The organism is Priestia sp. YIM B13551 (assembly GCF_042787905.1).
In the GTDB taxonomy this organism is placed as follows: Bacteria; Bacillota; Bacilli; order Bacillales; family Bacillaceae_H; genus Priestia.
In genome coordinates this window covers 1,145,193-1,164,563 of record NZ_JBHZOX010000001.1, presented here as the reverse complement: position 1 = coordinate 1,164,563, position 19,371 = coordinate 1,145,193, and the positions used below count along the sequence as shown (strand labels likewise).

The window sequence follows — 19,371 nt, the reverse complement described above, 5'->3', positions numbered from 1 at the left end:
TTGTTACGTCTATTTTTTCTTACTAAACTTATATTGTCAAATAAAACAAAAGAAGGTGCATCAATTGGAATTTGTCCAAATCTCTAGCCATATTTACAAACTTACTTACAAAACCATTGTGGGAATTCCAGTCAAAATCAATACATGGTACGTGCTAGATGGTGAGAATGTTCATATCATTGATACCGGAATGAAAGACTATGCACATACTCAGTTAAATATAGCAAAATCTTTAGGTATCCCCAAAAGTATCTTACTGACACATGGCCATTTAGATCACATTAATGGCGCCAAGTATTTAAGAGATAATTTAAATATTCCTATTTACGCACACGAAATTGAAACGCCTTTTATCAATGGCGAAAAGCCATATCCAAACAAGGCAGAAAAGGAAACAACAGGCGTGGAACATCAAGTTGAAAGTTTAAGTGACAACATCATTAAAAAGTTACCTTTAGATGTATATTTAACGCCCGGTCATACACCAGGACATGTGATATACCATCATAAAGATGACAATGTGCTGCTAACTGGAGACTTATTCTTTTCTAATGCTGAATCCTTACATCCACCGATTCGAAAGTTTACAGTTGATATGGGTGAAAATATTAATAGCGGGCGAATTATAGATGAAATTAAACCTTCTATTATTTCTTCATCACATGGCGAGGATGTCAAATATAACTGTGATTTATATCCTATTTATAAATTTATATATGAATAAGAGGGAGAAAAATGAAAATACAATTATTTCAAATGGAGATTATAGAAGGAGAAGTTAAGCAAAACGAAAACCGCATTGAGTCCTTATTTGAAGAAAAGCTTCATATAGATACTGAGATTGTTGTGATACCTGAAATGTGGAATACGGGTTATGATTTAAAAAATGTAGCAGAAAAAGCAGATATTGATTTAAAGAGAGCTTTTCCCTTTATTCAACGTTTAGCAATCAACCATCAAGTGAATATCATTGCAGGTTCAGTTTCAAATAAAAGAAATGAAAATATTTATAATACAGCCTTTGCTGTATCAAAAACGGGTAAGCTGCTCTATCAAAAGGATAAGATACATCTCGTGCCGATGTTGGATGAACATCATTATTTAACAGGGGGAGATGAAGTCCCAGATGTCTTTGAGATTAACAATATAAAAGCCAGTCAAATTATATGCTACGATTTACGTTTTCCAGAAATCACACGCTACCCAACGTCTCAAGGTGCAAAAGTCATATTCTACGTTGCACAATGGACTACCAGAAATATAAACCATTGGAGAACACTATTGAGGGCAAGAGCTATAGAAAATTGTGTTTATGTCATTGCATGTAACAGTGTAGGAAATGTAAATAATAAAAATCATGTTGGCAACACATACGCGGGGCATTCAATGATCATTGATCCAAATGGAAACATTGTAGAAGAGGGGGGAGATCAAGAAGAGATTATAACTGCGGAAATCCATATACAGAAAGTTACAGAACAACAAAAATACATCCCAATATTTGAAAGCCTGAGACCGGATGTTTATAAGCATGCAGAATAGAAATTTGTATATCATATCCAGCTTAAAAACAGAAAAAATGGGTTGCAAATGCCCAAGTTCTGAAAGCATTCTAATTGTATTTTGTTCCAAAATGTACTAACAGCAAATAAAAAGTAAATACGTGAAAAAAGAAAGCAATCTCATTCACAGGTATTAAAGTGAGGTTGCTTTCTGATCTATTAACAGATTAATCCGTTAATAGATCATCCTCTCAATTTTGAGTGTTATCAGAATATCTTATGAAAGTTTACTAAAAAAAGAGGCAATTTCACCTGGAAATACTATATTTTTTAAAATTAACATATGTATAAAAGGTGCACTTCTTATACATTAGTTTCTCATCCACCTACTGAGAAAACGTTGATCAGTCAACAATGTATAAAAAGCTGCATACTCCGGAAAAAGGGCCCTTGGCAGTCCCCGTCCTTCATCAAGGGTTCTTTTTTATGATGTTTTCTGAAAGAGTGATTATGTTAACAGATTATGTATGAATTATATATACGTCTTTATAAGGATTTTAATATATAATTAAGGTTAAAAAAGAATTATTTTAGGAAGAGGAAAATGTGTGAAACGTAATCGATTGTTGCTTTTATCGTTAATTAGTAGTTTGTTAGTTATTTTAGTGTCATTGTTCCAGTGGGATCTGATTGATATTATAACAGAATTTTTAATGTTACCTATTTGGTTATTTGTATATGCTTTCTTTATCATAATGACTATATGGACATTGATTCATCTTTTAAAAAATAGAAAGTGGCAGCCGTTTGTTATTCAGCTCATTACTATCTTATTATGGTTTTTCTTTCCATTCAATCAAATCAACTTAGATCTCAACTTTAGAATCCATCAAGATAAGAGAGAAGAGGTTGCAACTAAAATAGAAAATGGTGTTATTAAACCTAATGTACCTAATAGTCCATCACTTATTCAATTACCTAAAGAGTATACTCAATTGTCTAAAGGTGGGGGCGACATCGTAGTAGAAACAAAAGGAAAGGCTAAATCAATTCTTTTCTTTACATACCGTGGGATGATAGACAATTTTTCGGGATTTGTATATAACCCAAACGATAATAAACCTTCAAAAAGCGATTTTAACGGGGATTTTAAACAAATAAAAAAAGTACATAAAAACTGGTATTATGTATCTTCTTATTAAAAAAACCTACTGTTTTGATAGCAGGTCCTTCTTGTTACTTATTTCTTTTTTAACCTTTTAACAACTTTAAAAGCTAGGAATCCTATTAAACCAATAATTATTAAGAATAATAGCAATCCTGTTGGACTAAATGTACTCATAATACCATCCTTATGATTTCTATAATTTACAATGTTATCATATTTAAATGGTTTGCACATTTCTCCTCCAGGATTTTTCACCCCTATAGCAGAAGCCCAATTTCATTCTTTCTTCTTTTTTTAGTGACCAGGACTCTTATACTAGTTCAACCTTAGTTTTTATTTTTGGTTTGTAAATATTCTTTTTGAAACATACACATTCTTATAGCGTTATGATAGCTTCCATCAACAAAAAATTCATCTTTTAACTCGCCTTCAATAGAAAAACCAACCTTCTTATAGATATGAATTGCTTTTTCATTTTCCTTGTCTACAATTAAGTAAAGTTTATGCATATTCAATACCGAAAAGGCATAATTCATTGCTAGGTTTGTGGCAACCATGGCGTAACCATGACCTTGATACGTAGGGTCAATGATAATTTGAAACTCTGCTCTACGATGAATATAATCAATTTCGACTAATTCCACTAATCCAAGCATATCCCCGTCCTTTTCAAGTATGAAACGACGCTCACCTTGATCGTGAATATGTTTATCATATAAGTCCTGTAGCTCTACAAAAGCTTCATAAGGCTCTTCAAACCAATAAGACATAATGTTTGCATCATTATTGAGTTCATGGACAAATTTTAAATCTTCTCTTTCCAAAGGTCGTAACTTAAGTTCCTTATTCATTTCTCAAACCTCCACATTCTAGCATTACTTTAGCACTTTCCGTTTTAAATGTAAAAATTGTTGTAGTTTTAAAAAATAATAAGACATAGTGCGATTATTTACATCCTTATTAAAAGAACTATAGTACAATTTAAAAATCTTGCAAGTGAAATTCATTAACTTTAAGGAGGATCTTATGAAAAAAGCAGTTGGTATTCTTCTTATTTTACTGTGTTGTATAAATCAAAGGGTTGAGGCAGCTAATCAACCTTCAGCAGCTCCTATAATACATCATGAAATTTATGTTTCTCCTACAGGGGATGACAAAAACCTAGGTACTAAAAGCAAACCTTTTAGAACATTAAGAAAGGCAAGTGAAGCAGCTCAGCCCGGAACTACCGTTTACATCAGAGGCGGTATCTACTATGAACAATTAATTATTAGCCGTTCAGGTACTAAACAAAAGCCTATTATCTTCAGGAACTATAAAAGTGAAAAGCCTCTTATTAGTGGAGAAAAAATAAAAAGCCGTTCTACAGATGGAGGGCTAGTTAGCATAAAAAATAAGAGCTACATAACAATTCAAGGTTTGAATATAGGTCATTCTTCTACTTCTAAGGAACAAAATACACCATGTGGTATTTTAGTAGAAGGAAGTGGAAAGAACCTTCGAATTATTAATAATCATATTTTCGATATTAAGACTGCACATAAAAATGGAAACGCTCATGGAATAGCTTTTTATGGATCCAAAGCGCCGCGTTCATTAGAAAACATTAAAATATCGCGAAACCTACTTGAAAACCTGACCTTAGGTTTTAGTGAAGCGCTAACTCTAAATGGGAATGTTAAAGATTTTATCGTCAATGCCAATACAATTCGAAACGTTGATAATATTGGGATTGACGTAATTGGCTTTGAAAAAGTAGCTCCTATTGAGAAATATGACCGAGCCCGTGAAGGACTCATTAGTGAAAACCATATTTACAACGTCAGCAGTTATTCAAACCCTGCTTACAAATATGAATACTCCGCTGGCGGAATCTACGTAGACGGAGGAAAAGATGTTATTATTGAGCATAACGTTTCAAGTCATAACGATCTAGGAATAGAAATCGCAAGTGAACACTATGGTAAACAAACTAGCAATGTTCAAGTTATACGGAATATGATTTATAAGAATCGTTTTACAGGAATTTCCATTGGAGGCTATGATAAAAAACGTGGAGGGACGATAAATACTCTTATTGAACATAATATTTTATATGGAAATGATACGATGAACATGGATGGTGGCCAATTACTGATGCAATATCATGCAACTCATAACACTATCAACAATAATGTTATGGTTTCAGTAAAATCTAATTTGCTTCTGGCCAATCTTCATTACTCAAATAAATATAATCAACTTAATCATAATGTGTACCTAAATAAAAGTAGAGATAAAGCGAATCGATGGATATGGAAGGGGGCAGAAATAGAAAGTTCTACTATCGTATCACCTAGGCTTTTTTAATAAGAATTTCTTTTTAGAAGATATTCTTTATTTAGTTACTCGCTGGGATTCTATTTGAGGCCGAAAAATTATTCACTTCACTATCTGCTGATTATACTTTTTATTTCATTGAAACAAAGAGAAAGGTGCGTTCGTTGTAAATATACCAATGGATTGCAAGAAGATTCATGCTGTTTCTCTATATGAGTAGTGTTTATTTAGGTACAAATCAATAGTCTTGACATAAAAACCCCCCAATCATTAGAGTTTTTTTATCTAATAATGGGGGGGCAGTTCAAGCCGTGGGAAAGGTGTTTTATGCTTTTATTGGTTTTCTTTTTCGCTATCGTTATCGTTATTAACATTATCACTATATTTGAAATCAATAATTCTTTTTCTAATTTCTTCTCTAATTTCAGGGTTTTCTTTTAAGAAAATCTTAGCGTTTTCTCGTCCCTGTCCTAAACGCTCCTCATTATATGAAAACCAAGATCCAGACTTTTGAACAATGTCTACTTCAGAGCCGATATCTAAGATTTCTCCTTCTTTTGAGATACCTTCTCCATACATAATATCTACTTCAGCAATGCGGAAAGGAGGTGCCATTTTATTTTTGACTACTTTAATTCTTGTTTTATTACCAACTATGTCATTTCCGAGTTTTAGTTGTTCAGCGCGGCGAACCTCCAGACGAACGGAAGAATAGAATTTTAGTGCTCTTCCACCTGGCGTTGTTTCCGGATTTCCAAACATAACGCCTACTTTCTCCCTGATTTGGTTGATGAAGATGGCAATGGTTTTAGACTTATTGATTGCTCCAGATAGTTTACGAAGAGCTTGAGACATCAAACGAGCTTGTAAACCTACGTGAGAATCTCCCATTTCTCCTTCAATTTCTTTTTGTGGAACTAATGCTGCTACTGAGTCAACAACAATAATATCTACAGCACCACTTCTAACTAATGCTTCAGCAATTTCAAGTGCCTGTTCACCAGTATCTGGTTGAGATAACAGTAACTCATCAATATCTACACCTAGTTTTCTTGCATAAACCGGATCAAGTGCGTGTTCAGCATCAATAAAGGCAGCTCGACCTCCATTTTTTTGTACTTCTGCAATTGCGTGTAAGGAAACGGTTGTTTTACCTGAACTTTCGGGCCCGTAAACTTCCATAATTCTTCCCTTGGGATAACCATTAATTCCAAGAGCTATATCTAAAGCTAATGAGCCTGAGCTAGATGCCTCAACTTTTGTATGTGTGCCTTCTCCCATTTTAATAATTGATCCTGTACCGAATTGTTTTTCAATTTGTTTTAGAGCCATATCTAGTGCTGCTTTTTTATCATTCATAATTTGAAACCTCCGATTGTTATTACGTTTACAATAAACGCCAAGGTATTTCGATAAATAATAAGAGTTGGCTCAAATGTTTTTGCTCCGTGCGAGAAAATTTTGTGTTTAACTGTCTTAGTTTGTTCCGGTGTTCCTTTATTCATCTCTAAACCCTTAGCATCGAACAAATGTTCCTGTTGTGTAATCATACAATAAACGCATCTAATTGTAAAGGCGAAAGTTTTTCTACAAACTAGCTAAAAGAATATCTTATATTTATAAAAAGTAAGTTTATACTTTTACTTTTATATAAGTTAAATTAAATAAGTAACAATAAGTAACAATAAGTGACGCTTTTTATAGAAGTAGAATCGATTACAATCTGCATTTTTAAATTTGTATGTATATGAATCTACAAATCTGGTTAGACTAATAACGTATTCCTCATATTCCCAGTTACTATAAAACAGATTTCAGGAAGAAATAAAGCAGTCTACACAAATAGACTGCTTCTTGATTAATTATTTACCTGTTTCAGCAAAACGCTGAATACGTTCAGCGATTTCATCACGTACACGCTGGAAAAACGCCCATTTTTCTTCTTCTGTTCCTTCAGCTTTTGCTGGGTCATCAAATCCCCAGTGTTCACGCTTCACATGGGGAGGCGTTACTGGGCAGTGATCTGCTGCATGGCCACATAATGTAACGACCAAATCTGCATTATTTAAAATTTCAGGATCAATGACATCAGATGTTTGATTTGAAATATCAACACCAGCTTCTTTCATTGCTTTTACAGCATTGGGATTTAATCCATGAGCTTCTAATCCTGCACTGCGTACATCCCATTCATCGTTATTTAGATATTTTTTTGCCCATCCTTCAGCCATTTGGCTACGGCAAGAGTTACCTGTACATAAGAAATAAAGTGTTTTTTTAGACATGTGTAAAATCTCCTTTATAATATGTTAAGAAATAATTGATAACCAAATATATAAACCAACAAGCGTAATAAACAATGTTGGGATGGTTAAGATGATACCTGTTTTAAAATAGGTTCCCCAAGAAATCTTAACTCCTTTTGTCGAAAGAACGTGGAGCCATAAGAGAGTGGCTAGAGAGCCAATAGGTGTAATTTTTGGTCCTAAGTCCGAACCAATGACATTTGCATAAATCAAGGCTTCTTTAATTGTACCTGTTGCAGAAGTTGCATCAATGGCCAAAGCATCAATCATCACGGTTGGCATGTTGTTCATAATCGATGAAAGAATGGCTGCAATGAATCCCATGCCAATAGTTGCTGCAAACAATCCATGGTCAGCCGCTGTTTGAATAAGGCTTGCTAATACTTCAGTTAGCCCTACATTACGTAATCCGTAGACAACCACATACATACCAATGGAAAAGAAAACAATTGCCCATGGAGCTCCTGCTAACACTTTTTTAGTGTGAACAGCGGGACTCTTTCTCGCTATTCCTAAGAATAAAATTGCAATAATTCCTGAAATAATTGAAACGGGAACATCGAAAAACTCACCAATAAAGTAACCAAGAACTAAAATGAATAAAACGATTCCTGATAAACGGAACATTTTTTCATCTTTAATAGCCTCAACCGGTTTCTGTAAGTCATCTAAGTTGTATTTCTTAGGAATGCTTTTACGAAAGTACAAATATAAGACAACAATACTTGCCAAAAGTGAGAACAGATCTGGCACAATCATACGTGATGCAAATTCAGAAAAGCGAATACCAAAGAAATCAGCTGATACAATGTTGACCAAGTTACTTACTACAAGAGGTAACGATGTTGTATCTGCAATGAATCCACTGGCGATAATAAAAGGAAAGACCATTTTATCTTCAAATTTTAGTGCTCGTACCATGGCAAGTACAATAGGTGTTAGAATTAAGGCTGCTCCATCATTTGCGAATAATGCGGCTACTACAGCTCCAAGTAGGGATACATACACAAACATGCGAACGCCATTTCCTCCTGCAGCTCGTGCCATATGTAAAGCTGCCCACTCAAAAAATCCAATTTCATCTAAAATTAAGGAAATAATAATAACTGCAATAAACGTTAATGTTGCATTCCATACAATTTGAGTTACATTTAGCACGTCATGGAAATCAACCACACCCGCTAAAAGAGCTAATACTGCGCCTCCGCATGCTGACCAGCCAATAGACAAGTTCTTCGGCTGCCAAATGACAAAAATCAATGTCACTAAGAAAATGAGGGAAGCTACTATAACTGATACCACTTTACAAACCTCCTACTATTAGCAACAACTAATACGTAATCCTTGCTTTTCTAGTTCTTTTAATCGTTCATCTTCGCTTGGCAAAGAATCGAGTATATCAAGGACAAACTGATAATAGCTGTTTTCTTTATTTAAGGAATAGAAGATCCAATGTCCTTTTCGTCTTTCACTTACAAGTTCGATATCTCTTAATTTACGTAAGTGTTGGCTAATAGCCGGTTGACTTGCTTTATAAATTTCAACTAGCTCACAAACACAGCACTCGTTATTTTGGAGCAGCTTCATCATTGACAATCTCGTCTTATCTCCAAGCAGCTTCAGTATCTGTACTGCTTTTTCCACTTCTACCTGCGCTTTTACATCCATTATGACTCGCCTCCTTATTTTCAAATATAATTATATAAGTATTTTATTATATATTCAACGAAAATATACATTTTAAATATTAATCAAAAAAAGTTGATGAATACCTTGATTTATCTAAATTTTCCAGATATGATGAATACATCAAAAAAAATTGATTTATAAAAGTGAGGATGAAAGCAGTGAGAGTCAACAACTCTGGAAACTTATCAGTTACGTACTTTCGAGCCTATTTTCATTTAGTTATGAACACTCAAGGGATGAACCATAAGGAAGCACAAAACCTAATCTTTCAGCGTTTTTTTCATCAAGATCCTATGCTAAGAGGGGAAACTACATATAGTAACTTTAAAAAAGCTGCCGAAAGCTTTGAACTTTAAATCAAAAAAAATTGATGAAGGGGAATGACAATGGAAAAAGTTAATGAAGAAAAGCACCCATTTAAACAGTACGAACAAAAATTTAAAGCTCTTGCTGATCAAAAGAGATTAGAAATTATGTATGAGCTCTGTCAGCGAGGACAGACATGCGTATGTGATCTAACTGAATGCTTTGGAATGTCTCAATCTAAACTTTCCTATCATTTAAAGATTTTATTAGAAGCAAACCTCATCACAAAAGAAACGAAAGGGACATGGAGCTATTATGATTTAAATGATAAAGAGGTAAATCACCTGTTATCTGAGGAGCTTTGCTGCTTGTTTAGAAAAGATACAAGGAAAAGCGGCTCATGCTCGTAATTTAATACATTCAAAATAATATTGTTTATCATGCGAAGGAGGAAGTGTAAATGAAATATGTTCACGTAGGAATTAATGTAACAAATCTAGAGGCGTCCATTGCGTTTTATCAAAAGGTATTTGGCGTTCATCCTGTGAAAACGAAAGTAGATTATGCTAAATTCTTATTAGATGAGCCAAGATTAAATTTCACTTTAAATGTACAGGACGAAGTAAAGGGTAATCAAGTGAATCATTTCGGCTTCCAAGTAGAAACTCCCCAAGAAATCCATTCCCATAAATCACGATTAGAAAAAGAAGGCTTCTTTGCCCGTCAAGAAATGGATACAACTTGCTGCTATGCTGTACAAGATAAGTTTTGGATAACAGATCCTGACGGGAATGAATGGGAATTCTTTTATACGAAATCTGATAGTGAGGTTCATAAGGGTGAGGATAGCGTTGGGCCAAATGAAAAGCTACCTGTAAATAATGCTTGTTGTTGATTCTCCATTTAAAAATACAGATCTTATTAGAGAGGATTACAAATTTGATTCTTGAACAAATTGTCCAAGATGCTCCAACACGTCAACCTATATGATAGATAATTCTTGTAGTAGAAAAACTCTCTACGGAAATAGAGAGTTTTTTTACTTTTGAAGTGAATGTCATCTACAACTTTAGTTAACATAAAACCGATTTTAGATAACCAAAAGGAATATAAAATTAATAAGTCTTTATCTATTTGCTAAATAAAGACTCGTATGTCGTAACAACCTATTACAAATCAATGAACTTTTTTATTAATTAAAAGGTGTAAGATTACATGTGATGCTAATAAAACCCTCGCCACAAATATAGATGTGACAAGGGTTTTATTTTTTAGCCAATTAAATTTTTTTAATGATATATTAGACCACACTGTGGCATATAAAACATCATTAGCTTTCATAATCACTTTTAAGAAGTAATTCTTTGGGAATTTCTGTACCACGTGAGCCTCGAATATCTGTTTCCTTCATTTCTGTTGGGTAGAACACGATGAAGTTTTCAAGATTCATCGAAGCTAGCTTTTTAGGTAATGTTTCTAATTCCGGGTGCCATGCCACAGTACCTTTTCTAGCACTTAATAAAATCACAAGATCAGTTGACTTAATATCATTCAAACCATTTTTGTAAACGGAATTCCAGCAATCAATGGATTGGAACTCGACTTCGACATTAGGGTGTACCTGTTCCGAAGCTTTTCTATAAGCTTCTAAGTCATCACGAATGACAAGACCTTGAATTGTCGCATTGAGTTGGGATACAATATCTTTAATAATTGCAATTGAATCTTCAAATCCTGGCTTGTGTACGATATTATTTGGCAGAATAAGAATCACTCGTTCCATCGTATTCAACGGATGCTTAATTGTTGTAATGAGTGAGCGTTGATAGGTATGTTCAAGGAAATTATCAATAACTCTACCAAAGACCTTTTGGCTTTCTTTCACTGAACCATCCCATCCTACGATAATTGTTGTGATTCGTTCTTCTGTAGCAGCACGTTCAATACCCCATCCAATATTATGATCTACGCGTGTCAATAACCTAACGGGAACATCTGCTCCTGATGCATACGTGAGAGCGTGTCCAAGCATTCTTTCAGCTTGTGCTACTTCATGATCCGCTTGCTTTAAATCCTTTTGAATAACTGTTAGGGGATAAATCGGTTCTTCTGTTTTTTTCGCCTTCTTAAGAACAAATCCTAAATCAAGTAAAGATTCTATTGTGTCTGAATTCGTAATGGTTATTAATATACGTTCTGGAAGTGTATCATCCAGTGATTCTTTATCTTGTGCAACAGCTAGTTTTCTTCCATATTTTTCACACAAGTAAGGGCCAAGAATACACGTAACTAATATAACAATAATTACAGCATTGATGATCTGTTGGTCAAATAATCCAAATTCATATCCAACAAGTGTGATGGCTAGTGTTGCTGCTGCATGAGTAGTGGAAAGACCAAATATAACGTTACGTTCAGTCTTGGAATAACCATATACTTTACTGGTAACCCAACTGGCAAGTAGTTTGCTTCCAATTGCTACAATGGTAATTAATGCGATGGTTAACAATGTTTTGGGACTGGATATAAGAACGCCAAGATCCATCAACATACCTACAGATAACAAGAAAAATGGAATAAATAAGGCATTTGCCGTAAAACGAATTCGATTCATTAACGGACCATGGTCATAAATGTACCGATTTAAAGCCAGACCAGCCAAGAATGCGCCGATAATTGGTTCTAATCCAACAAATAAAGAGATTGCTCCTGCAACAAATAAAATGGCTAGAACAAAATTAAATTCTGTTGTTCCTTCATTATTAGAACGTTTAAAGAACCACTTTGTCAGGTAAGGAGTTAAGAATAGAACAACTACCGCAAAAAGAGCCGTTGCAACAATCAAGTATACAAAAAATCCAACTGTTAAATGACCTTCAGACGCCCCTGTTATGACGGCAAGAAAAAGTAATGCCAAGCTATCGGTTAATAATGTACCGCCAACTGCTGTGGTGACAGCTTGGTTTTTCGCCACGCCTAGCCGGCTAATGGCAGGATATCCTAAAAGGGTATGGGTAGAGAAAATACTACCGAATAGAATGGCTGAAAGCATGCTGAGATGAAGCCATAACCCTATGAGTACTCCAAGAACTAATGGAATTAAAAACGAGAGCATTCCAAACAAAATGCTGCGATTTCGGTATTTTTTGAAACCATCAAGATCCAACTCAAGCCCTGCTATGAACATGATAAACAGCAATCCAACTGTTCCAAGCAATTGAATAGTCGAATCTCGTTCTAATATTTCTAGCCCATTTGGTCCAACGATAATACCTGCAATAATGGGACCAATAATAGCAGGTATTCTTAATTTCCCCATGAGTATAGGGAACAATAAAAAAATTAATACAGCAAAACCAAATATAAGAACTGGTTCCTTAAGAGGGAAGTGCATAGATATTTCGACCTCACTTTCTACTTCCTCACTTTATCATGAGCTTTTTCAGAAACACCAATAGTAATATATATAATTTAAAAGTTCTAGTCTTAAAACTTATTTTATAAACATTTCTTTTTCTCCTTAACTTCTCCTAGAAGTATAATTTTATTTATAAAATTCAATGTCTTGAGCAAACTATTTGGGACGCTGGGAAGTGTCTATTTGGAAATTTTCATTCTGTTTTCGAGTTGACGACATGCATTCATTGCAAAAAAAGCCACTGATATAGGACAGTTGCTTTTTTCTTCTTAAAATGTAAATACTATATATTTTTAGTTAACATAAAACACGATATAGGAACCAAAAAAGCCATGAATATGTAGATTGTTGGCCATACTTTTAATAACTTCACCCATTGTAAAAGGGGGAAATAAAAAAGTTATGATCTGTCATAATGTATTGATGTAATTGCTGCAGAGTAGTATCCAAAGTACAAGATAAAGAATCAGCAGCAGATGCACAAACTGAAACCATACCTTCCTCCTTAACAAAATTATCGGCAGTTGATTCAAATTCTTCTAGTAAAAGAACATCTGGTTTCTCTGAAGCCCATTCTACGTGAGCCCATGTTTTTATCATTGTATTTTTCATTTTCAACATAGACAAATCTTCTTGAAAATGACTAAGAATAGTTTTGGTGTAAAAATCACCATTTGCCAAGTAATAATCAAAATTATTAATTAAACGAATAGATTCTTTTTGTTTATGATTAAACTTTTTATCAATATTAGCTTTTATTAGAGGAAGTGCCCTCATATTCTCAATTATCAATATACGTTGTTTACTCTCTAATCCATTCTTAATAAAACTCATTAAATTATTTATGTAAAATTGTTTATCTTCAAAACGGTAAAAGACATGACCTATATCAAATTTTTTAGAATTAGATATAGGATTAACTGTTTTCATAGTTCACCTCAGAGTGATTTTAGCAAAAAAATTTAAAAACCTATAGAATAATAAGATATTCTTATTTGTGTTAATTTTACATATTCCGATGTTGAACGTCCTTTAATATATTGAGTAAACTATTCAAGTTGCCGTAGAGCATCAGCTTAACGTCTATTTTTATGATGTGTATAACATACAAGATTTCTATTTATTGGATTAATCATATCATAGCAGACGAATTCGACTTTGATTTTTTACCCTTTGTAACAAATTTGTATAATAAGTACTAAAGATGATAATAGAGAATTTTATACTAAGAAATTAACGAAAAAATAAGTATTTTGACACGTGGTGGTATAATTAATATAAAAACTAAATAATAGCCTCAGCAGGCTTTTCGGAGGAAAAGATGGAAGATGAAATAGGATTTTTAGGGGATAAAATCTTAGAATATAGATTTAAAATCGCTAATGAGGTACATGAGAGTAGAATTAGTGGTATTACAGAAGAAGAAAAGAAGAAATTGGCTCCTTTTGAAGTTGAACTTATTAATATTCGTGCTCACTTTATAAGTCTATTTGGTGAAGTTCTTAGGGATCATCTAGATGAAGAAACAGCACTCCAAAAATTTACACAATGGGGAAAAGAAACAGGAGAAATGTTTTTCAATTTGAAGGTTTCATTGGATGAAGCGTTAAAAGATACAAAGTATTATCGAACTTTCTTATGGGAGACACTAAAGGAAGTAATAAAGAAAGATAAGATGTCAATAGATACTGTATTTGAAGTAGGCGGAATTATTGATCCTCTTCTCGATCATGCAGCTTATTCCTTTAGTTTAAGTTATGTGCATTTCTATCAATTAACTCTTGAACGTGCGCAAAGTACATTTCTTGAATTATCGGTTCCTGTGGTACCTTTAGCCAAAGAAATCGCTGTGTTACCTCTTATTGGAAATATAGATACGGAAAGAGCCAATTATCTAATGGAAGAAACGTTGAAATCAGCAAACAGACTGCAGCTTCAACGTTTAATAGTAGATTTGTCGGGTGTTTATATTATAGATACCATGGTAGCAGATCAAATTTTTAAAGTGATAGACTCTTTAAGATTTCTCGGTGTAGAAACAATTTTGACAGGAATTCGTCCGGAAGTTGCACAGACCATTGTAAGTAGAGGTATTGATTTTAGTAGCTTGACTATAAAATCAAGTTTACAAAAGGCGATAGAAGATCTACTTATTCGTGTCAAAAACAATAAATAGAGAAAGCAAGAGATAAAATGACTAACTAAACGTATTCATGAATAAGAAGATGAGGAAGTGACAATTATTGAAAGGGATTATAGGCGTTGCTAGATACTTAAATGATAACGCAGAAATGTTAGCAAATGAAATTGTTCAAAAAATTTCTCAAAGCCCTAACTTTGAGGCTCTAAAGGAGGAACTTGAACAAGCAATTATCGTCTATACTGAATTTATTAGGTTTTTAGGGAAAAGTCTCCATAGCAGTGAAAACAACGTACCTGAAGGACTTGTTGAATGGAGTAAGACCAATGGTAAGCGTACAGCATCTCAAGGGGAGAGAGTCTCTATTATTATTACACGCTATCCTCCTACGCGCCTAGTCTTCATCGATTACCTTACTAAAATAAGTATAGAGCATGGACTTTCTTCAGAAGAATTTGTATTTATTAATAAACGATTTAACTATTTGCTCGATATAAGTATTAATGAAACGATTGTAGTATTTGAACAAGTGAAAGATAAAATTATTCAAAAGGCGCAACAAGAAGTATTGAAATTATCTGTTCCTGTGGTCCCCATTCAAGATAAAACCGCTGTTCTCCCACTAATTGGCTCTATTGATTCAGAAAGAGCTGAATATATCTTAGAGAATGTTATCTTGAAAATTATTGAAATGAAGGTAGAGTATCTAATTGTTGATTTTTCAGGTATTTTAAATATAGACAGTATAGCTGAACGTTACCTCTTTGATATTTACAGTGTTCTTCGCTTACAAGGTATTGAGGTAGTGATGACAGGTATACGACCTGAACTTGCCCAAACAGTTGTTAGAAATGGCATTGACTTCTCCTCTATTAAAACTTATGCAACTGTTAAACAAGCAATAGCAACTCAAGAAAGCTAGGGGATTAAAGTTCCTAGCTTTCTTGAGTTAAGTTGATTTAAGATATATATCATATAAGAGATTAGTTACCATAATGTAAATTATCAGAGATCATGTGTCAATATGTGTCGAAAGGGTAATGTAAAAGATATAACATCAGGAGGGAAGGAGATGCTCGATAACTATGAACGTTTCCTATTGTATAGGGAAATTAAATGTTTAATTGCGGATTATGATAAGTGTAGGCTTCTACCTACTAAGAACGAGTTATACAATCAGATAGTATTTTTAAAAAAAGTACTTAAATATGGATATGAAAAAAGAATATCTAGATAGTAGAAGTTATATATTTGTTTAGAAAAACAATTGATCTTTAAATCGGATTGTTTTTCTCTTTTTTATATAAAAGAATAGGTTCTTATCACTTAAACGAAATAAAAAGGAGACAATGACAGATCATTGCTAATATGCATAGTAGCGATGATATCTTAGTGATCTCTAGTTAACATAAAACGAATTATACGACCCATAGAAACAAATAAATTTATGATATATGGATTATTTTTATTTAGGAAATTCATATGGTGAATAGGACTAGCACTTAGTAACTATTTAAAGAAATCTGTGTGAAATTTTCTACTTAACTGAGAGAAAAGCCTCCAAATAAGAAAAAAATCCCACGATTAATTCGTCTCATTTAGGGGTAAAGTCAACTAAATCTTTTAACAAGGAGACGATTCTTAATGGAAATACTATGGATGCTAATTGTTGGAGGGATTATCGGTTGGCTTGCTAGTTTAATTACAGGCCGAGATGTCCCTGGAGGAATTATCGGTAATATTATTGCTGGTTTTATTGGTGCCTGGTTAGGTGGACTTATCTTAGGTAATTGGGGACCAGTCGTAGGTGGATTTGCAATTATCCCAGCTATTATTGGATCGATTATTTTAGTGTTAATTGTAAGCTTTATTATGCGCAAAATGGGTCAAAACAATAATCATGGTCATCATGCATGAGAAAGAGATAAAATGTAAATTGGAGTGACTAGTAATACTACTCTAATATTATCTGACTTTATTGAAGAGAAGCAATTCAAATTAAATTCTTACCTTATTTATTTGCTCAGTATAATTGATATACATGTTAAAAATGAGACGAGAGTTTGATAAAAAAACAATTGCTTTGCAATAAAAGAACGGAAAAAATACAAAAATTGAATCAGAATTTCTTATAAGCGACCTTATAATTCTAATTGAAATTAATGAGGTCGCTTATTATTGGTGTAAATCTTTAAAAACTATGAGTCGGTATATTTCCCTACAATCAATGTTAATGATTAATAAATCCATGATAATATTTGTTTATGTACATTATTTATCGTGATAAATAGTGAAAAATGACGTTCCCTTTTTATAGTTTGTTATAATGAAAGTATGTATGATACGGGGAGGGTAGAGAATTTGAGTATGATACTTATTAAAAACAGCGAAGAAGTAATAAGAGAAGCAAAACATCAACTTCATACAACCATGGATGATTATCAAACCAAAATTATCTCTATTTTTGATAAACACCATATTCTAATGAATCAACGAATTAGATTAATGATTCTGCTGTCGGATATAAAGGAGCAGGCTGTATTAATTGGAAAACATGCTGCAGTCAAAGGGAGACTAGAGTATGAAGGGCAGGATCAATTAATTACAGAAGTTATAGATGAAGTTCCTTTCCAGTACAGTAAAGAAACAGTAACCGATTTGGAAGATAACATACAAATCAGTAAAAAGGGGATTGAAGATATAGCAAAAGAGTGTGGGTTAGATACTGAAAAAATAGTTAACCTAAAAGCTCTTTTACTTAATTTAAAGGTATCTAGTTACATAAATGGACACTATGAAATGTATGTAAAAGATAACACTTTATCTGGCAAAAGATCTTAGAACGTTAGGATAATACGAATAAAGTGTTAAATATACGTAAAACTAATTAAGACGTCATGAGGCATTAGTACTTAAACATAAAATACGTGTAACAGAAAAACTACTGTACGGGAGCAGTGGTTTTTCTGTTTTTAAGCTTTATATGATATACATGTTTAGTTAAGTCGGGTAAGTTAGGGGCATCACTGCCCCTGCCTCCCCTAAGAACCGTGCGAGTCCCTTTCAACACGCATCGGCTCAAGCCTCCCATTGCAGGTCCATTTGATGTCGTATCTTCTTTAGGCACCATAATGGATTTTATCAGAAATCACATGCAAAAAAGCCCTTTTATTAAGGCTTTTTTGTTGTTTTCTCACTTTTATCAAAGATACTATTTTGAAGCTAGATTTTCTCTATCTACAGCTTCGGGTGGGATTTCCATCCATTCATTCTCTATCAGAATATTTGATGCATCCTTAACAAAATTTGCTATATTCATTAATGACTTTCCATATAGTAACGCTAAATCATGTCTTCCATTTACAGCTAGTGAATTCCCAAATGCTCGTATTTTCATGGAAAACATATCGACCTTATGAAACAGCATTAATTTATCAGAAAAAGGTGCAAAAGTTGAAGTGGTGACTAAATGATCAATAAATCCTGGAGCTGGTAAGCTCTCATAGTGAAGTTTTTCCATGTAACGTTCAACTGCTTTATTTGTAATGTCTTTCCCTTTTATAAATATGTCTCTAACCTTTTCCCTTTTGGCAACTTGACTAAAGGCCATGATTAAGGCTTTGCTTGTTACGTTATTTTCAATATTATCGTATAAATGAGCTATTTCTAATGCGTGTAGAGGACGAACGTCTCCAACAAAACCACTCAAATAATCAGTGTCGGCAATTCTTACTTGTTCTGGAGCTGGAATAATAGGTGGTTCAATAATAAGGCTTTTATCCATTAAAATTGTTTTAATTTCTTCCACTAATTCCATTGTCGAGTTCATACAATAAGTTAAGAAATTGCGTACATCTTCTCTATACATCAAAGGTATAGCAATGCTATAAATGCTAAGTCCTGCTTTTGCTGCATATTTTAAGTAATGTACATAGAACTCGTCTGCAAATAATCTTGGAGCACCTAGATTAACGTCATCCTCCGTAAAACCATGTGGAAGAGGTATGTTTTCTTTGATAAAGATTTCCTTTACACTCCTTTGAAATTCTTCAGTTAATCTTTTCGCATGTTCTACTAGTTTTTTTATGTCTTGATCTTCAACATGTTGTAGAAAATAATTTAAAATACAATTAGACATGCTGTTCCCCATATAGGTTGCCCAAAGTTTTCCCATTTCTGGTGCTGTCAATTTTCCATTGAAATTTGACTTTTTTGAGCCTATTTTAGTTGGTTTAATTGTTCTCATGTATAATCTCCTAAGCTTATTTTTTCTTAGAGTTGCCTTTTATATCATTTTTATTCTTTGTAGTCTTTAAACATTATATTGCTACTTTATCCAAGCCTATTAAGTAAATTATAACCTTTGTTATTTGTATAAGAACAAGGTTCACTCCTCAAGGCTTCATTAGCTTTTTCTATCTTTTTTCATAAAGTTTATTTCTTTAAATAAACTACTTAAGACGGATTGAATCATCACTTTACGACTACCTTTCAATAAACAAAAAAAACCACTGAATAGGCCC

19 protein-coding genes are annotated in these 19,371 nt (G+C 33.4%); 10 read left to right on the top strand and 9 right to left on the bottom strand.

What is annotated here, in order from left to right; genetic code table 11:
* The first annotated feature begins 64 nt into the window (after positions 1–64).
* The 3 genes from ACFX4N_RS05925 (at position 65) to ACFX4N_RS05915 (ending at position 2,704) form a co-directional block, all read left to right on the top strand.
* Positions 65–724, top strand: coding sequence for an MBL fold metallo-hydrolase (locus ACFX4N_RS05925; protein WP_029324417.1), 660 nt, complete (start codon positions 65–67; stop codon positions 722–724).
* Positions 725–735: 11 nt separating this feature from the next.
* Positions 736–1,542 (top strand): carbon-nitrogen family hydrolase, encoded by an 807-nt coding sequence (locus tag ACFX4N_RS05920; RefSeq protein WP_057274732.1) that lies wholly within the window; start codon positions 736–738, stop codon positions 1,540–1,542.
* 568 nt (positions 1,543–2,110) lie between these two features.
* Positions 2,111–2,704: a hypothetical protein gene (locus ACFX4N_RS05915; RefSeq protein WP_013056443.1), complete on the top strand. Its 594-nt coding sequence runs from the start codon at positions 2,111–2,113 to the stop codon at positions 2,702–2,704.
* 292 nt (positions 2,705–2,996) lie between these two features.
* On the opposite strand, the gene speG is transcribed toward ACFX4N_RS05915, so the two are convergent.
* Complete coding sequence (gene speG, locus ACFX4N_RS05910; protein WP_013056444.1) at positions 2,997–3,521, bottom strand: spermidine N1-acetyltransferase; 525 nt, start codon at positions 3,519–3,521, stop codon at positions 2,997–2,999.
* A 175-nt stretch (positions 3,522–3,696) separates the two neighbouring features.
* Between speG and ACFX4N_RS05905 the strand changes: the two genes are divergently transcribed.
* A complete protein-coding gene (locus ACFX4N_RS05905; RefSeq protein ID WP_063671206.1) occupies positions 3,697–5,019 on the top strand; it encodes a DUF1565 domain-containing protein in 1,323 nt (440 codons plus the stop codon).
* Between the two features lie 303 nt (positions 5,020–5,322).
* Here the strand turns inward: ACFX4N_RS05905 and recA are convergent, their stop codons facing one another.
* From recA to ACFX4N_RS05880, 5 genes are all read right to left on the bottom strand, one after another.
* Positions 5,323–6,348: a recombinase RecA gene (recA, locus tag ACFX4N_RS05900; protein ID WP_013056446.1), complete on the bottom strand. Its 1,026-nt coding sequence runs from the start codon at positions 6,346–6,348 to the stop codon at positions 5,323–5,325.
* Positions 6,345–6,539, bottom strand: a complete 195-nt coding sequence (locus ACFX4N_RS05895; protein WP_055990421.1) for a hypothetical protein — start codon at positions 6,537–6,539, stop codon at positions 6,345–6,347. The genes recA and ACFX4N_RS05895 overlap by 4 nt, the downstream gene beginning before the upstream one ends.
* A 312-nt stretch (positions 6,540–6,851) precedes the next feature.
* Positions 6,852–7,274 carry an arsenate reductase (thioredoxin) gene (gene arsC / locus ACFX4N_RS05890; protein ID WP_013056447.1) on the bottom strand — a complete coding sequence of 141 codons (423 nt, stop codon included), beginning with the start codon at positions 7,272–7,274 and terminating at the stop codon, positions 6,852–6,854.
* 24 nt (positions 7,275–7,298) lie between these two features.
* A complete protein-coding gene (locus ACFX4N_RS05885) occupies positions 7,299–8,597 on the bottom strand; it encodes an arsenic transporter (RefSeq protein ID WP_192100674.1) in 1,299 nt (432 codons plus the stop codon).
* An 18-nt stretch (positions 8,598–8,615) separates the two neighbouring features.
* Complete coding sequence (locus tag ACFX4N_RS05880) at positions 8,616–8,963, bottom strand: ArsR/SmtB family transcription factor (protein WP_098197175.1); 348 nt, start codon at positions 8,961–8,963, stop codon at positions 8,616–8,618.
* 407 nt (positions 8,964–9,370) lie between these two features.
* Here ACFX4N_RS05880 and ACFX4N_RS05875 point away from each other — a divergent pair, with 407 nt between their 5' ends.
* Together ACFX4N_RS05875 and ACFX4N_RS05870 are read left to right on the top strand one after the other, a co-directional pair.
* A complete protein-coding gene (locus tag ACFX4N_RS05875; protein ID WP_057274738.1) occupies positions 9,371–9,700 on the top strand; it encodes an ArsR/SmtB family transcription factor in 330 nt (109 codons plus the stop codon).
* Between the two features lie 50 nt (positions 9,701–9,750).
* Positions 9,751–10,185, top strand: coding sequence for an ArsI/CadI family heavy metal resistance metalloenzyme (locus ACFX4N_RS05870; protein WP_192100675.1), 435 nt, complete (start codon positions 9,751–9,753; stop codon positions 10,183–10,185).
* Positions 10,186–10,620: 435 nt separating this feature from the next.
* Here ACFX4N_RS05870 and ACFX4N_RS05865 read toward each other — a convergent pair whose 3' ends face one another.
* Positions 10,621–12,684, bottom strand: a complete 2,064-nt coding sequence (locus tag ACFX4N_RS05865) for a cation:proton antiporter (protein ID WP_057274740.1) — start codon at positions 12,682–12,684, stop codon at positions 10,621–10,623.
* Positions 12,685–13,077: 393 nt separating this feature from the next.
* Positions 13,078–13,638, bottom strand: a complete 561-nt coding sequence (locus ACFX4N_RS05860) for an MEDS domain-containing protein (RefSeq protein ID WP_057274741.1) — start codon at positions 13,636–13,638, stop codon at positions 13,078–13,080.
* 391 nt (positions 13,639–14,029) lie between these two features.
* On the opposite strand from ACFX4N_RS05860, the gene ACFX4N_RS05855 reads away from it, so the two are divergent.
* The 4 genes from ACFX4N_RS05855 to ACFX4N_RS05840 all read left to right on the top strand — a co-directional run bounded on the left by ACFX4N_RS05855 (position 14,030) and on the right by ACFX4N_RS05840 (position 17,689).
* Positions 14,030–14,884, top strand: coding sequence for an STAS domain-containing protein (locus ACFX4N_RS05855; protein WP_192100676.1), 855 nt, complete (start codon positions 14,030–14,032; stop codon positions 14,882–14,884).
* 67 nt (positions 14,885–14,951) lie between these two features.
* Positions 14,952–15,770 carry an STAS domain-containing protein gene (locus ACFX4N_RS05850; protein ID WP_013056464.1) on the top strand — a complete coding sequence of 273 codons (819 nt, stop codon included), beginning with the start codon at positions 14,952–14,954 and terminating at the stop codon, positions 15,768–15,770.
* A gap of 722 nt (positions 15,771–16,492) precedes the next feature.
* Positions 16,493–16,765, top strand: a complete 273-nt coding sequence (locus ACFX4N_RS05845) for a GlsB/YeaQ/YmgE family stress response membrane protein (protein WP_013056465.1) — start codon at positions 16,493–16,495, stop codon at positions 16,763–16,765.
* 450 nt (positions 16,766–17,215) lie between these two features.
* Entirely contained in the window at positions 17,216–17,689 is a 474-nt protein-coding gene (locus ACFX4N_RS05840; protein ID WP_049787047.1) for a hypothetical protein, read from the top strand.
* Between the two features lie 370 nt (positions 17,690–18,059).
* Here ACFX4N_RS05840 and ACFX4N_RS05835 read toward each other — a convergent pair whose 3' ends face one another.
* Positions 18,060–19,094 carry a DUF3231 family protein gene (locus ACFX4N_RS05835; protein WP_057274744.1) on the bottom strand — a complete coding sequence of 345 codons (1,035 nt, stop codon included), beginning with the start codon at positions 19,092–19,094 and terminating at the stop codon, positions 18,060–18,062.
* Between the last annotated feature and the right edge of the window lie 277 nt (positions 19,095–19,371).

Excerpts from the sequence above, each read along its gene's own strand:
- ACFX4N_RS05920 (WP_057274732.1), top strand. The coding sequence starts at position 736 with ATGAAAATACAATTATTTCAAATGGAGATTATAGAAGGAGAAGTTAAG.
- speG (WP_013056444.1), bottom strand. The coding sequence starts at position 3,521 with ATGAATAAGGAACTTAAGTTACGACCTTTGGAAAGAGAAGATTTAAAA.
- ACFX4N_RS05905 (WP_063671206.1), top strand. The coding sequence starts at position 3,697 with ATGAAAAAAGCAGTTGGTATTCTTCTTATTTTACTGTGTTGTATAAAT.
- recA (WP_013056446.1), bottom strand. The coding sequence starts at position 6,348 with ATGAATGATAAAAAAGCAGCACTAGATATGGCTCTAAAACAAATTGAA.
- ACFX4N_RS05895 (WP_055990421.1), bottom strand. The coding sequence starts at position 6,539 with ATGATTACACAACAGGAACATTTGTTCGATGCTAAGGGTTTAGAGATG.
- arsC (WP_013056447.1), bottom strand. The coding sequence starts at position 7,274 with ATGTCTAAAAAAACACTTTATTTCTTATGTACAGGTAACTCTTGCCGT.
- ACFX4N_RS05880 (WP_098197175.1), bottom strand. The coding sequence starts at position 8,963 with ATGGATGTAAAAGCGCAGGTAGAAGTGGAAAAAGCAGTACAGATACTG.
- ACFX4N_RS05875 (WP_057274738.1), top strand. The coding sequence starts at position 9,371 with ATGGAAAAAGTTAATGAAGAAAAGCACCCATTTAAACAGTACGAACAA.
- ACFX4N_RS05870 (WP_192100675.1), top strand. The coding sequence starts at position 9,751 with ATGAAATATGTTCACGTAGGAATTAATGTAACAAATCTAGAGGCGTCC.
- ACFX4N_RS05865 (WP_057274740.1), bottom strand. The coding sequence starts at position 12,684 with ATGCACTTCCCTCTTAAGGAACCAGTTCTTATATTTGGTTTTGCTGTA.
- ACFX4N_RS05860 (WP_057274741.1), bottom strand. The coding sequence starts at position 13,638 with ATGAAAACAGTTAATCCTATATCTAATTCTAAAAAATTTGATATAGGT.
- ACFX4N_RS05855 (WP_192100676.1), top strand. The coding sequence starts at position 14,030 with ATGGAAGATGAAATAGGATTTTTAGGGGATAAAATCTTAGAATATAGA.
- ACFX4N_RS05845 (WP_013056465.1), top strand. The coding sequence starts at position 16,493 with ATGGAAATACTATGGATGCTAATTGTTGGAGGGATTATCGGTTGGCTT.
- ACFX4N_RS05840 (WP_049787047.1), top strand. The coding sequence starts at position 17,216 with ATGATACTTATTAAAAACAGCGAAGAAGTAATAAGAGAAGCAAAACAT.
- ACFX4N_RS05835 (WP_057274744.1), bottom strand. The coding sequence starts at position 19,094 with ATGAGAACAATTAAACCAACTAAAATAGGCTCAAAAAAGTCAAATTTC.